Origin of the sequence: Streptomyces sp. NPDC101151, assembly GCF_044768335.1 — a bacterium.
In the GTDB taxonomy this organism is placed as follows: Bacteria; Actinomycetota; Actinomycetes; order Streptomycetales; family Streptomycetaceae; genus Streptomyces.
Genome location: NZ_JBIWPP010000020.1, coordinates 1 through 12,334, shown reverse-complemented (window position 1 = coordinate 12,334; position 12,334 = coordinate 1). Strand labels below are relative to the sequence as shown.

At 69.9% G+C, this 12,334-nt stretch carries 13 protein-coding genes; 6 read left to right on the top strand and 7 right to left on the bottom strand.

All coding sequences use genetic code 11. The features are described 5' to 3' along the window. Window positions 1-337: 337 nt before the first annotated feature. The 3 genes from ACIRU3_RS30180 to ACIRU3_RS30170 are packed head-to-tail and all read right to left on the bottom strand — an operon-like array spanning window position 338 to window position 3,420. Window positions 338-1,471 (bottom strand): Mrp/NBP35 family ATP-binding protein, encoded by a 1,134-nt coding sequence (locus ACIRU3_RS30180; RefSeq protein ID WP_404062690.1) that lies wholly within the window; start codon window positions 1,469-1,471, stop codon window positions 338-340. A gap of 43 nt (window positions 1,472-1,514) precedes the next feature. Continuing rightward, complete coding sequence (locus ACIRU3_RS30175; protein WP_404062688.1) at window positions 1,515-2,126, bottom strand: DUF1003 domain-containing protein; 612 nt, start codon at window positions 2,124-2,126, stop codon at window positions 1,515-1,517. Further along, on the bottom strand, window positions 2,116-3,420 hold the full coding sequence (locus ACIRU3_RS30170) for a magnesium transporter MgtE N-terminal domain-containing protein (RefSeq protein WP_404062685.1): 1,305 nt from the start codon (window positions 3,418-3,420) through the stop codon (window positions 2,116-2,118). Before ACIRU3_RS30170 ends, ACIRU3_RS30175 begins: the two co-directional genes overlap by 11 nt. A 190-nt stretch (window positions 3,421-3,610) precedes the next feature. On the opposite strand from ACIRU3_RS30170, the gene ACIRU3_RS30165 reads away from it, so the two are divergent. Next, window positions 3,611-4,348, top strand: coding sequence for a hypothetical protein (locus tag ACIRU3_RS30165; protein WP_404062682.1), 738 nt, complete (start codon window positions 3,611-3,613; stop codon window positions 4,346-4,348). A 52-nt stretch (window positions 4,349-4,400) separates the two neighbouring features. Here the strand turns inward: ACIRU3_RS30165 and ACIRU3_RS30160 are convergent, their stop codons facing one another. Both ACIRU3_RS30160 and ACIRU3_RS30155 read right to left on the bottom strand, forming a co-directional pair. Further along, window positions 4,401-4,913 carry a hypothetical protein gene (locus tag ACIRU3_RS30160; RefSeq protein WP_404062679.1) on the bottom strand — a complete coding sequence of 171 codons (513 nt, stop codon included), beginning with the start codon at window positions 4,911-4,913 and terminating at the stop codon, window positions 4,401-4,403. 23 nt (window positions 4,914-4,936) lie between these two features. Beyond that, window positions 4,937-6,067, bottom strand: coding sequence for a magnesium and cobalt transport protein CorA (locus ACIRU3_RS30155; protein ID WP_404062676.1), 1,131 nt, complete (start codon window positions 6,065-6,067; stop codon window positions 4,937-4,939). A 458-nt stretch (window positions 6,068-6,525) separates the two neighbouring features. On the opposite strand from ACIRU3_RS30155, the gene ACIRU3_RS30150 reads away from it, so the two are divergent. Further along, window positions 6,526-7,134 (top strand): suppressor of fused domain protein, encoded by a 609-nt coding sequence (locus tag ACIRU3_RS30150; protein ID WP_404062673.1) that lies wholly within the window; start codon window positions 6,526-6,528, stop codon window positions 7,132-7,134. Window positions 7,135-7,164: 30 nt separating this feature from the next. On the opposite strand, the gene ACIRU3_RS30145 is transcribed toward ACIRU3_RS30150, so the two are convergent. Further along, window positions 7,165-8,442, bottom strand: coding sequence for an MFS transporter (locus ACIRU3_RS30145; RefSeq protein ID WP_404062671.1), 1,278 nt, complete (start codon window positions 8,440-8,442; stop codon window positions 7,165-7,167). Between the two features lie 171 nt (window positions 8,443-8,613). Between ACIRU3_RS30145 and ACIRU3_RS30140 the strand changes: the two genes are divergently transcribed. The 3 genes from ACIRU3_RS30140 to ACIRU3_RS30130 all read left to right on the top strand — a co-directional run bounded on the left by ACIRU3_RS30140 (window position 8,614) and on the right by ACIRU3_RS30130 (window position 10,945). Further along, entirely contained in the window at window positions 8,614-9,255 is a 642-nt protein-coding gene (locus ACIRU3_RS30140) for a DUF6758 family protein (RefSeq protein WP_404062668.1), read from the top strand. Window positions 9,256-9,361: 106 nt separating this feature from the next. Beyond that, on the top strand, window positions 9,362-10,219 hold the full coding sequence (locus ACIRU3_RS30135; protein WP_404062665.1) for a PHP domain-containing protein: 858 nt from the start codon (window positions 9,362-9,364) through the stop codon (window positions 10,217-10,219). A gap of 120 nt (window positions 10,220-10,339) precedes the next feature. Continuing rightward, window positions 10,340-10,945, top strand: a complete 606-nt coding sequence (locus ACIRU3_RS30130) for a MarC family protein (protein ID WP_404062663.1) — start codon at window positions 10,340-10,342, stop codon at window positions 10,943-10,945. Window positions 10,946-10,990: 45 nt separating this feature from the next. Here the strand turns inward: ACIRU3_RS30130 and ACIRU3_RS30125 are convergent, their stop codons facing one another. After that, entirely contained in the window at window positions 10,991-11,143 is a 153-nt protein-coding gene (locus ACIRU3_RS30125; RefSeq protein ID WP_356185829.1) for a hypothetical protein, read from the bottom strand. A 194-nt stretch (window positions 11,144-11,337) separates the two neighbouring features. Between ACIRU3_RS30125 and ACIRU3_RS30120 the strand changes: the two genes are divergently transcribed. Then, window positions 11,338-12,243, top strand: a complete 906-nt coding sequence (locus tag ACIRU3_RS30120; protein WP_404062981.1) for an NYN domain-containing protein — start codon at window positions 11,338-11,340, stop codon at window positions 12,241-12,243. Window positions 12,244-12,334: the final 91 nt, after the last annotated feature.

Here is a 12,334-nt window from a genome sequence, read left to right as displayed (position 1 = left end):
TGGGTTGGATGTCCGGATCAGCCCCATCCGAGGTGTCGACTTCGAAGACGGCGTACTCCACCCGGCGGCTCGAAGATCGACCGCTTCATCTCGCCTCGCTGGAAATGGGACGAGAGCTGTCGGTCGGCTGCCCCGCCTTCGGCCGCCCGGGCGCGCAGGCGCTCGTCGATGGGCTGGGCACCGGGCGCCTTGGCTCATGACCGGCCCTGGCCGTCTCCGGGCCGTCGGAGGGCGCCCAACGACAACCAACGACAAGCAACGACAACCAACGCCGACGGCTCCGCCGCTGGTCAGAGAGCTGACCGATGGCGGAGCCGCAGATCGCAGGCAGGCGATTTCAGAACTTGTTCTTGGGAGTGATCCCGAGCGACAGACCCGACAGGCCCCGCTGGCGGCCGCCCAGCTTGCCCGCGATCGCGCGCAGGGCCGAACCCGCCGGGGAGTCCGGGTCGGTGAGGACGACCGGCTTGCCCTCGTCGCCGCCCTCGCGCAGGCGGACGTCGATGGGGATGGAACCGAGGACCGGGACCGTCGCACCCGTCGTGCGGGTGAGGCCGTCCGCGACCAGCTGGCCGCCGCCCGTGCCGAAGACGTCGACCATCTCGCCGCAGTGCGGGCAGGGCAGGCCGGACATGTTCTCGACCACGCCGACGATCTTCTGGTGGGTCTGGACGGCGATGGAGCCGGCCCGCTCCGCCACCTCGGCGGCGGCCTGCTGAGGCGTCGTCACCACCAGGATCTCGGCGTTCGGGACGAGCTGGGCGACCGAGATGGCGATGTCGCCGGTGCCGGGCGGCAGGTCCAGGAGCAGGACGTCCAGGTCGCCCCAGTACACATCCGCGAGGAACTGCTGAAGGGCGCGGTGGAGCATCGGGCCGCGCCAGACGACGGGGGCGTTGCCCGGGGTGAACATGCCGATGGAGATGACCTTCACGCCGTTCGCGGACGGCGGCATGATCATGTTCTCGACCTGGGTCGGACGGCCGTCCGCGCCCAGCATGCGCGGCACCGAGTGGCCGTAGATGTCGGCGTCCACGACACCGACCTTCAGGCCGTCGGCGGCCATCGCCGCCGCCAGGTTCACGGTCACCGAGGACTTGCCGACGCCGCCCTTGCCGGAGGCGACCGCATAGACCCGGGTGAGGTTGCCCGGCTTGGCGAAGGGGACCTCGCGCTCGGTCTGGCCGCCGCGCAGGGCCGTCGCCAGCTCCTTGCGCTGCTCGTCGCTCATCACGTCCAGGGTGACGTCGACCCGGGTGACGCCCTCGACCCGGGAGACCGCCTCGGTCACCCGCTGGGTGATCGTGTCCCGCATCGGGCAGCCGGAGACGGTCAGGTACACGGTCACCGCGACCGCACCGTCCGCGCCGATCTCCACCGATTTGACCATCCCCAGTTCGGTGATGGGTCGGTTGATCTCGGGGTCGTTCACCGTCGCCAGTGCCTCGCGCACCGCGTCTTCCGTAGCCATAAGGACGATGGTACGGCGCGCCGAGGGGCCTTCGGGTAGCCCTTCAGCGGTCTTCTGCGTCACGTCCCGGTGACCGTTCTGACCGTTCCGCCGGGAATACGACATGGCTGGGGTGGCCGTCGGAGCGCCGCCGTTCGTCCAGCTCCTTGGCCAGATCCTGCAGCTCGGAGCGGATCCAGTCGCGGGTGGCGACCTCGCCCAGGCCCGTGCGCAGCGCGGCGACCTCCCGGGTCAGATACTCGGTGTCGGCGATGGACCGTTCGTTCTGCTTGCGGTCCTGCTCCAGGTTGACCCGGTCGCGGTCGTCCTGTCTGTTCTGTGCGAGCAGGATCAGGGGGGCCGCGTAGGAGGCCTGCAGGGACAGCATCAGCGTCAGGAAGATGAACGGGTACTGGTCGAAGCGCAGCCACCCGGGTGCGGCGATGTTCCAGACCACCCACAGGATGATGACGATCGTCATCCAGACGATGAAGCGGCCCGTGCCCAGGAAGCGGGCGATCTTCTCCGACAGCCGGCCGAAGGCCTCCGGGTCCCACTCGGGCAGGATCCGGCGCCGGGGCGCACGCGGCTGGTCCAGGCGGGGCGTGCGCGGCCGGGGTGCGGCCGTGGCACCCGCCGGCGTGCGCTCGCGGATGCCTTCGCGCTCAGGAGCCATGGGAACTCGCCCCCTCGTCCGTCGCCCCGTTCTCGTCGTTCAGGTGGAACTCCGTCTCCCGCCAGTCCTCGGGCAGCATGTGGTCGAGCACGTCGTCCACCGTCACCGCCCCGAGCAGCGACCCGGACTCGTCCACCACGGGCGCGGCGACCATGTCGTACGTGGCGAAGAACCCGGCGATGACGGGCAGGGCGGCATCGGGCTCCAGGGTCTGCAGGTCGTCTTCGACCAGCGAGCTGACCAGCGTGTACGGGGGGTCGCGCAGCAGCCGCTGGAAGTGGACGGTGCCCAGGTACTTTCCGGTCGGGGTCTCGTCGGGCGGCCGGCAGACGTAGACCTGGGCGGCGAGGGCGGGGGAGAGGTCCGGGTTGCGGACCCGGGCGAGCGCGTCGGCGATGGTGGCGTCCGGGCGCAGCACGATCGGCTCGGTGGTCATCAGACCTCCCGCGGTGTGCTCCTCGTACGACATCAGGCGCCGCATCTCGGCCGCGTCGGCGGGTTCCATCAGGCTCAGCAGCCGCTCCTTGTCCTCCTCGGGCAGCTCGGCGAGCAGGTCGGCCGCGTCGTCCGGGTCCATGGCCTCCAGCACGTCGGCGGCGCGCTCACCCTTCAGCTTGCCGAGGATCTCGATCTGGTCGTCCTCGGGCAGCTCCTCCAGGACGTCGGCGAGGCGGTCGTCGTCCAGGGCGGCGGCGACCTCGGCACGCCGCTTGGCGGAGAGGTGGTGCAGGACGTTGGCGAGGTCGGCGGGACGCAGCTGCTCGAAGGTGGCGAGCAGGCTCTCGGCCCCCTGTCCGTGCTCCTCCAGTGAGAAGCCGGTGACGGCCGACCACTCGACGGTCAGCGTCTCGCCCTTGGCCCGCCGGAAGGCGCCGCCCTTCTTCCCCCGCCGGACGAAGATGCGGTCGACCTCCCAGTCCCGGCGCGCGGGCAGCTGCTGCACGGCCAGGTCGAGGACGGTGACCTCCTCGCCGGTCTCCACCAACTTCACGCGGCGGTCCAGCAGTTCCCCGAAGACCAGCCGCTCGGTGGGCCGCTGTTCGAAACGGCGGACGTTGAGCACGCCGGTGGTGATGACCTGCCCGGACTCGATGCCGGTCACCCGGGTCATGGGCAGGAAGATACGGCGCCGGTTGGACAGTTCCACGACCAGCCCGAGGACGCGCGGGGGCCGTCGCCCGACGCGCAGCATGACGACCAGATCGCGTACGCGACCCACCTGGTCGCCGGTCGGATCGAAGACGGGGACCCCGGCGAGGTGCGAGACGAAGATCCGGGGGGCGCCGGCTGCCATGGCTGTGCTTCCTTTGCTCGCATTGCGTGGGAATTGCTGTTTTCTGCCCGCTCGCGTGCGCTTCAGGCTAGCCCGTACCGATCGGATACGCCCTGGTGGGCGGTCCGGACGGACTGGCTCCGCCGGGCGGGCGGGGCCCCGGTACGCTGCCGTACGCCGCTCAGGACTCGACAGAAAGGCAGCGTCACCTGTGACCGCGATTCCCCAGGGCCGTACCCGTCGGGCCGCGCTGGCGAGCGCGACATGCGCACTGGCCGTGACGGGAGCGATGGTGCTGACGGGGTGCAGCAGCGAGGATCCGGACGCGGGGACCAACGGGGTCGGCAAGCTGTCCGCCGACAAGATCCAGGCGAAGACCCGTGCGGCGGCGGACGCCGCGCCCGCGGTGCGGTTGTCCGGGACCGTGGTCACCAGTGGCCGTACGTACAAGCTGGACATGCAGCTGAAGACCGACGGCGGTACCGGCTCGGTCACCTCTCAGGGCGCGACGTTCGGACTGCTGCGGGTCGGCAAGCAGCTCTACCTCAAGGCCGACGCGGACTTCTGGAGCCACGGCGGGGACACGGCGGCGGCCGGCAAGCTCAACGGCAAGTACGTCAAGGTGCCGCAGGCGGATCCCGCGTACAGGAAGTTCAGCGGGTTCACGGACAAGGGCGTCCTCCTCGACGGGCTGCTGACGCTGCACGGCTCACTGGCGACGGACGGCCATCACGAGCAGGCGGGCACCCGCACGATCCGCATCACCGGCGACAACGGCTCCGGCGGCACCCTCGACGTCTCCCTGGAGGGCAAGCCGTATCCGCTCAGCCTGGTCCGGGGCGGCAGCGCGGGCACGCTCCGCTTCTCGGACTGGGGCAAGAACTTCTCCGTCACCGAGCCCGCGAAGTCGGAGACGGTGGACTACGGCAGGCAGCTGCCGACGTCGTAGCGGCGCGAACTCACCGATGCGGGCCGCTGCCGGCTCCGGCCAGCCGCCCGCGTCACCGCTTGCGGCGCCCGGCCAGCAACTTCGGCAGCCCCGCCGGGATCGGCCTGCGCGTCGTCGCCGGGGTCGGCAGCGGGCGTTCTGCCAGGCTGTCGGAAGGCAACGGAACCGAAGGCCCCGCCGGCACCAGGCGCAGCACCCTGCACTCGCGGGCCCAGCGGCCGGGCATCTCCTCGCCGTCCGGGGCGTTGAGCCGCTTGCCCTTCAGCTCGGCCACCGTCGCCTCCCACTCCGGTGAGCCGACGGCCGGCTCGGACACGGTCGCCGGCCAGGTCACCAGCCGGCCGCCCTTGTCCTTGCTGCGCGCGGTCACCTCGGCCGTGCCGCCGTCGGTGAGACCGGGCAGCGGCTGCTCGCCCGGCCCGTCGCCGACCAGGCACACCGCACCCTCGTGCCACACGTGCCACAGGGCACGTGCCGCCGGAGCGCCGGCACCCCTGACCCAGATGAGGCCGGACTTCTTGCCGGCCTCCTCGATCAGGGCCAGGTCGAGCAGCTCGCTTGTCATGGGCCCAGCCTATCCAGGCCCGCTCACAGCCAGCCGTTGCGCTTCAGCGTGCGGTGGATGCCCAGACACAGGACGACCGTGACGCCCATGATCACCGGGTAGCCGTACTTCCAGTGCAGCTCGGGCATGTACTTGAAGTTCATCCCGTACACTCCGCACACCATCGTGGGTACGGCGATGATCGCGGCCCAGGCGGTGATCTTGCGCATGTCCTCGTTCTGTGCGACGGACGCCTGCGCGAGGTTGGCCTGGAGGATGGAGTTGAGGAGTTCGTCGAAGCCCAGCACCTGCTCCTGGACCCGGGCGAGGTGGTCGGCGACATCCCGGAAGTACTTCTGGATGTCCGGGTCGACCAGCCGCATCGGCCGCTCGCTCAGCAGCTGCATCGGCCGCAGCAGGGGCGCCACCGCCCGCTTGAACTCCAGTACCTCACGCTTGAGTTGGTAGATCCGCGCCGAGTCCACACCGCGCGAGACCCCGCCCCGGCGGCCCGGCGAGAAGACCTCGGTCTCCACCTCGTCGATATCGTCCTGCACCGCGTCGGCGACCGCGATGTAGCCGTCCACGACATGGTCGGCGATGGCGTGCAGCACGGCCGAGGGGCCCTTCGCGAGCAGCTCGGGGTCGTCCTGCAGGCGGTGGCGCAGCGCCCGCAGGGAGCCCTGGCCGCCGTGCCGGACGGTGATGAAGAAGTCCCGGCCCGTGAAGCACATGACCTCGCCGGTCTCGACCACCTCGCTGGTGGCGGTGAGCCGGTCGTGCTCGACGTAGTGGATGGTCTTGAAGACGGTGAAGAGCGAGTCGTCGTACCGCTCCAGCTTGGGCCGCTGGTGGGCCTGGACCGCGTCCTCGACGGCCAGCGGGTGCAGGCCGAACTCACCCGCGATACCGGCGAATTCCGCCTCGGTCGGCTCGTGCAGGCCGATCCACACGAACCCGCCGTCGCGGCGCACCTGACGCATCGCCTCCTGCGGCGTGAGCGGCTTGGCGCTCTGCACGCGGGCGCCGTCGCGGTAGACCGCGCAGTCGACGACGGCCGAGGGCGTCGCGGGGTCGCGTGTGGTGTCGTAGGGCGCGCTCGCGTTCGTCTCCTTGCGCAGCGAGACACGGGACGACGGACGGACCACGGCGCGCAGGTCGCGGATCATCGACATGGGCAGGCTCCTTCGCGGGCGGGCAGCGAATGCGCGCGGCAACGGGTGGAACTACCCGGAATGGGGACGTCCTGACTGCGGATGTTTGGCACGTCCACAAAGCGGGGAGCACCGCACCATCGCGGTGGCGACTTCGCTACTGATACAGAACTGATGAAGGTCAGACGGATCAGGCAAAGCGAAACGAAGTGCTCTTCCGGACGACGAAGCGAGCGTGAAGGCGGCAGCCAGCCAGGAACTACATCAGCAGCCGGAAGAACGAGTGGTACTACCAGGTCGACTTCGATCCATGACAGCCCCACCTCCTCCGGCCGGTCCCTCGTAAGGGAGTCTCATCGGCGTCGGGACTCGATAGCGACGCTTCTGCGTGCTGCCCCGAACCACCGGCTCAGCGTAGCAGCAGCCCATAGTGTCAAGGCGCCGCTTTGCCCGCTACTGACGAGATCTATGCTCACCGCATGGTTGATGTTCTTCCTCTGGTCGAGGCGCGGTTGACCACCGCGCTGGGCGAACCGGACTCGCGCGCGGCGGTCACCTTCCTCGGTACCGAACGTATCGAGGTGCTCCGTTTCCAGGACTCCGATCAGGAGGGAGCCCTGGTCCGTTACGCCACGCTCGGCATGTCCGCGCACCCCATGACGGACCCCACGGCGATGCTCGCGGACCCCGTCAAGGGCCCCCGCGCCGAGCTGGTCCTGTCGGTGCGCGCGGGTCTCGCCGACACCGGCAAGGTGCTCCGTCCGCTCGCCGTGCTCGCCGCGTCCCCGCAGGTGGAGGGCGTGGTCGTGGCCCCCGGCGCCTCCCTGGACGTGGGCGAACCGCTGTGGCCCGGCGCTCCCTTCACCTCGGTCCTGGTGGGCGAACCCGGCGGGCTCGTCGAGGATCTGGAGCTGGACGAGCCGATGGATCCCGTACGGTTCCTGCCGCTGCTGCCGATGACCCCGAACGAGGCCGCCTGGAAACGGGTGCACGGCGCGCAGGCCCTCCAGGAGCGCTGGCTCGCGAACGGGACGGACCTGAGAGATCCCGCCCGCAGGTCCGTCCCGCTGGACGCCGCCGCGGAGTGAGCAAGCTCACCAAGGGCCGTCCGGAAACGGTCAGTTGGCAAAGACGGTGACCCCGTCCTCGGTGGCGTGCCGGGGCTCGAGCTCCTCGGCCTCGTGCGTGAGGGCGGTGCGCCGTACGGCGACCACCACCGCACCCAGCACGGCGGTCACCGCCGCGACCACGAACGGGATGTGGATGTCGCTCCACTCCTCGATCTTCGGCGCGAAGTACGGGGCCGCGGCGGCCGCGAACCAGCGGACGAAGTTGTAGCCCGCGCTCGCCACCGGGCGCGGAGCGTCCGACACGCCGAGGGCCAGCTCGGTGTAGACGGTGTTGTTCACGCCGATGAAGGCGCCGGACAGGACGGTGCACACGACGGCCGCGGTGTGGGTGCCGTAGCCGAGCACGAGCACGTCCACCGCGAGCAGCACCAGCGAGCCGATGAGCACCTTCAGTGAGCCGAACCGCTTCTGCATCCACGGGGCCACGATCACCGAGAAGACGGCGAGCAGCACGCCCCAGGCGAAGAACACCGCGCCCGAACGGTAGGGGGTCATGTTCAGCACGAACGGCGTGAAGGCCAGCACCGTGAAGAACGTGTAGTTGTAGAAGAACGCCGAGACCGCCGCCGAGGCGAGGCCGCCGTGGCCGAGCGCCCTGATCGGGTCCAGGACCGAGGTCCTGCGGGCGGGCTTCGGCTGCTCCTTCAGGAACGCCGTGATGCACAGGAAGCCGATCGCCATCAGCGTGGCCGTGCCGAAGAAGGGGTAGCGCCAGCTGACGTTGCCGAGGACCGCGCCGAGCAGTGGACCGCAGGCCATGCCCAGGCCGAGCGCGGATTCGTACAGCAGGATCGCGGCCGCGCTGCCTCCCGCCCGTCGCCCACCACCACCCTTGTCCGACGCGCTGCGCGCGACCCCCATGGGATGTGCGGCGCCCACGATGACCGCGAGTGCGGTGGACACGAAGAGGGCGTTGCCGAGTCCCCAGCCGGCCCGGAACCCGACGAGCTGCGCGACCGAGCCCGAGGTGCCGGCCAGGCCCGCGAAGACGACCACGAACGCGAGGCCGAGCAGCAGGGTCCTGCGGCTGCCGATGCGGCTGGAGACGAAGCCGGTCAGCAGCATCGCGACCGCGGTGATCAGGAAGTACGAGGTGAACAGCAGGGACACCTGGCTGGTGGTGGCGTGCAGGCCCTGCGCGATGGACGGCAGGATCGGGTCGACGAGGCCGATGCCCATGAAGGCGACGACCGAGGCGCCGGCCGTGGCCCAGACCGCCTTGGGCTGTCGCAGGATGCCGCCGGCACCCGCGTCGAAGGGGTCCATGTACTTCTCCCGTCCCGACGAGCAGATAGTTGGTGTATGCATACAGTAAGTTAGCGGAGCTAATTAATGCAAGATGCATCTAGTTTCTTCTGCTCGGGTGGGATCGCATGTTCCCCCCGGACGGGTGATCGTCCTTGACGCGGGCCGGTCGGGGTAGGACCGTGGAGCCCTATGAGGGGCGAACCCAGTTGCCCGAAGTGTGGTGGCCGGGTCAGGGCTCCCGGTCTCTTCGCCGACACCTGGCAGTGCGATGTTCACGGGTCGGTGTATCCGCTGCAGCCCGTGATCCCGCCCAGCGTCGAGGCGCTCAACGTCGTGGTGCACCGCACGCAGGTCCCGGTGTGGATGCCCTGGCCGCTGCCGGTCGGCTGGCTGTTCACCGGTGTGGCCTATGCGGGGGACGACCGCAGTGGCGGTCGCGCCTCCGCGGTCGCCTGTTCCGGCCCCGGCCCGCTGGGCGGCATGGGCGAGATGATCCTGGTCGCCGAGGAGCTCGGCGTCGGTCTTGGTGCGCGGTACGCGGGCATCGACGGCCCCGACCCCGGGTCGTTCATGAACGTCGAGAAACCGCCCCAGGCCAAGGTCCTGGCGGCCGGCCGCCCGACCCCCCTCTGGCATGTCTACCGGACACCCGACGACCGCGCCGTCTTCGCCGGCGAGGCGCTCGGGATGTGGCTGTGGGCGGTGATGTGGCCCGAGCAGGCCGGCGTGCTCATGTACGACGAGCTGGTGCTGACGGATCTGCGGGACGCGGGGGCCGAGCTTGACCTGGTGCCGTGCGGGGCGTTGTCGCCGAGACTGCTGCATCCCTGAGCGCCGGCTGTAGGGGGCGCTGCCCGGCTGTGGGTGTGACAGGGCATGCCGTTTCTGCGGCTATCCTTAGGTGTCCCCTTCCGTTCCGTCACCGCCTGGAGTCGTCGTGCGCATCGATCTGCACTGCCACTCCACGGCCTCCGACGGTACGGACACCCCGGCCGAGCTGGTGCGCAATGCCGCCGCGGCCGGTCTGGACGTCGTCGCGCTGACCGACCACGACACCACCCGTGGGTATGCCGAGGCGATCGCCGCGCTGCCCGGGGGGCTCACCCTGGTCACCGGCGCCGAGCTGTCCTGCCGCATCGACGGCATCTCCATGCACATGCTGGCCTACCTCTTCGACCCCGAGGAGTCCGACCTGCTCGCCGAGCGCGAGCTGGTCCGGGACGACCGGGTGCCGCGGGCCCGGGGCATGGTCGCCAAGCTCAACGCGCTGGGCGTGCCGGTCACCTGGGAGCAGGTCGAGCGGATCGCCGCCGGCGGTTCCGTGGGGCGGCCGCATGTCGCCAGCGCGCTCGTCGAGCTGGGCGTCGTGCCCACGGTGAGTGACGCGTTCACCGAGGAGTGGCTGGCCGACGGTGGGCGGGCGTTCGTGGAGAAGCACGAGACCGACCCCTTCGAGGCGATCCGGCTGATCAAGGGCGCGGGCGGCGTGGCCGTCTTCGCGCACCCGGCCGCCGCCAAGCGCGGCCGTACGGTGCCGGAGTCCGCGATCGCCGAGCTGGCCGCGGCCGGACTGGACGGCATCGAGGTCGACCACATGGACCACGACGCCGAGTCCCGGGACCGTCTGCGAGGCCTCGCCGAGGAGCTGGGGCTGCTGGTCACGGGGTCCTCGGACTACCACGGCAGCCGCAAGACCGTGGCGCTGGGCGAGTACACGACGGACCCCGAGGTGTACGGGGAGATCATTCGACGGGCCACCGGTGCGTTCCCCGTCCCGGGTACCGGCGGGATCTGACACCGCAGGTCACCGACTCAGCCCGTTTTCCTCCCACCCGGCACTGTCCGCCGTGCTCGCACCCGTTCCGCCCCGCGGAACGGCTGACCACGGCGGTGGCTCCATTCTGCAAGGCTCTCTATGTTCGACGTCGCCGTCTTCGGCTCCCTGTTCCTGACCCTCTTCGTCATCATGGATCCCCCCGGGATCACCCCGATCTTCCTCGCGCTGACCGCCGGGCGCCCCGCCAAGGTGCAGCGGCGCATGGCGTTCCAGGCCGTCTGCGTGGCGGGCGGGGTCATCGCCGTCTTCGGTGTCCTGGGCCACCAGATCCTGAACTATCTGCACGTCTCCGTCCCCGCGCTGATGATCGCGGGCGGTCTGCTGCTTCTGCTGATCGCGCTCGACCTGCTCACCGGCAAGACCGATGAGCCCAAGCAGACCAAAGATGTGAACGTCGCCCTCGTGCCGCTGGGCATGCCGCTGCTGGCGGGGCCCGGTGCCATCGTGTCCGTGATCCTGGCCGTGCAGAAGGCCGACAGTGTGGCCACGCAGGTCTCGGTGTGGTCCGCGATCCTCGCGATCCATGTCGTGCTGTGGCTGGTGATGCGCTACTCGCTGCTGATCATCCGGGTCATCAAGGACGGCGGCGTGGTCCTCGTGACGCGCCTCGCGGGCATGATGCTCTCCGCGATCGCGGTGCAGCAGATCATCAACGGTGTCACTCAGGTGATCCGGGGGAGCTGAGACGCGGGCTCGGCTCCCCCGGAAAGCTTGAGTGGCGGATCCTCGTTACGAGGCCGCGGTCTCGGCCGGGCGGATCCACAGCCGCTGCCCTATCGCGGCGGCCTGCTGAACGATCCGGTTGACGGAGGCGGCGTCCACGACGGTGCTGTCCACGGTGGTGCCGTCGACCTCGTCGAGTCGCATGATTTCGAAGCGCATGGCTTCTCCCTTCGTCTGGTCATCCTCCTGAGGAGAACTACTGGTGTGACGTGCTGTCGAAGTAGTCAACGGGCTGCACGTTACAAACATTCCCTACGCTAAAGAAATTTTTCGAACGGCTAACTACCAACCGGTAAGCGATGTCCGAGGGACCGACCGGGACCGGTTGTGTTCGCAGCGTGACCGCCGGGACAATGGAAGCGATGAACGACGACCTGGCGGCCCTCACCGCCCGTATCGACCACACGAACGAGCTGCTGCAGCGCATGCTCGCCGAGGTGGCGAAAACGCCCTCGACCCACGCGATCTTCGTCGACGCGGGGTACCTCTATGCGGCCGCGGGCCGGCTGGTCGCCGGGACGGAGGACCGGAGGGCCTTCGACCTGGACGCCGAAGGCCTGATCGACGCACTCATCGACAGGGCCCGCACCATCTTCGCGGACAGCCGGCTGCTGCGCGTCTACTGGTACGACGGTGCCCGGCGCCGCATCCACACCGCCGAGCAGCAGTCCATCGCCGAACTGCCCGACGTCAAGGTCCGTCTGGGCAACCTCAACGCCAACAACCAGCAGAAGGGCGTCGATTCCCTCATCCGCACCGACCTGGAGTCCCTGGCCCGCCACCGCGCGATCAGCGACGCGGCCCTGCTCGGCGGCGACGAGGACCTGGTGTCGGCGGTGGAGGCGGCCCAGGGCTACGGCGCCCGCGTCCACCTGTGGGGGATCGAGGCGCCCGAGGGCCGCAACCAGGCCGAGCCGCTGCTCTGGGAGGTCGACAGCCAGCGCACCCTGGACCTGGAGTTCTTCAAGCCGTACGTCTCCCGCCGCACGGCCGCCGCCTACGAGGCCACTTCCGGGACCCGGCCCACCCGCGAGGACGTCCGCTTCGTCGGCGCCCAGATCGCCGCCAAATGGCTCTCCGCGCGAGGCCGTGACGCCCTGGTCGAACTGCTCCCCGGCCACCCCTACCTGCCCGGCTCCGTCGACCAGGACCTCCTGGTCGAGGCCGAGGGCCTGCTTCAGTACTCCCTGCGCGGCCAGGCGGACCTGCGCCGCTCCCTCAGGGACGGCTTCTGGGAGCATCTGCAGACGCTGTGCTAGTGTCCTGCGCCAGTAGTTGATCGTTAGTAGTTGTGTGACTTCTGCTGCTGGTGCGTCAGTTCCCCGTCGGGGCCCCAAGTTGGAGCCGTTG

Bases quoted from the DNA above. Each gene is read 5' to 3' on its own strand.
- ACIRU3_RS30170 (WP_404062685.1), bottom strand. From the start codon at position 3,420: ATGGCAGCCGGCGCCCCCCGGATCTTCGTCTCGCACCTCGCCGGGGTC.
- ACIRU3_RS30150 (WP_404062673.1), top strand. From the start codon at position 6,526: ATGGTTGATGTTCTTCCTCTGGTCGAGGCGCGGTTGACCACCGCGCTG.
- ACIRU3_RS30160 (WP_404062679.1), bottom strand. From the start codon at position 4,913: ATGACAAGCGAGCTGCTCGACCTGGCCCTGATCGAGGAGGCCGGCAAG.
- ACIRU3_RS30175 (WP_404062688.1), bottom strand. From the start codon at position 2,126: ATGGCTCCTGAGCGCGAAGGCATCCGCGAGCGCACGCCGGCGGGTGCC.
- ACIRU3_RS30140 (WP_404062668.1), top strand. From the start codon at position 8,614: ATGAGGGGCGAACCCAGTTGCCCGAAGTGTGGTGGCCGGGTCAGGGCT.
- ACIRU3_RS30180 (WP_404062690.1), bottom strand. From the start codon at position 1,471: ATGGCTACGGAAGACGCGGTGCGCGAGGCACTGGCGACGGTGAACGAC.
- ACIRU3_RS30155 (WP_404062676.1), bottom strand. From the start codon at position 6,067: ATGTCGATGATCCGCGACCTGCGCGCCGTGGTCCGTCCGTCGTCCCGT.
- ACIRU3_RS30130 (WP_404062663.1), top strand. From the start codon at position 10,340: ATGTTCGACGTCGCCGTCTTCGGCTCCCTGTTCCTGACCCTCTTCGTC.
- ACIRU3_RS30125 (WP_356185829.1), bottom strand. From the start codon at position 11,143: ATGCGCTTCGAAATCATGCGACTCGACGAGGTCGACGGCACCACCGTG.
- ACIRU3_RS30145 (WP_404062671.1), bottom strand. From the start codon at position 8,442: ATGGACCCCTTCGACGCGGGTGCCGGCGGCATCCTGCGACAGCCCAAG.
- ACIRU3_RS30120 (WP_404062981.1), top strand. From the start codon at position 11,338: ATGGAAGCGATGAACGACGACCTGGCGGCCCTCACCGCCCGTATCGAC.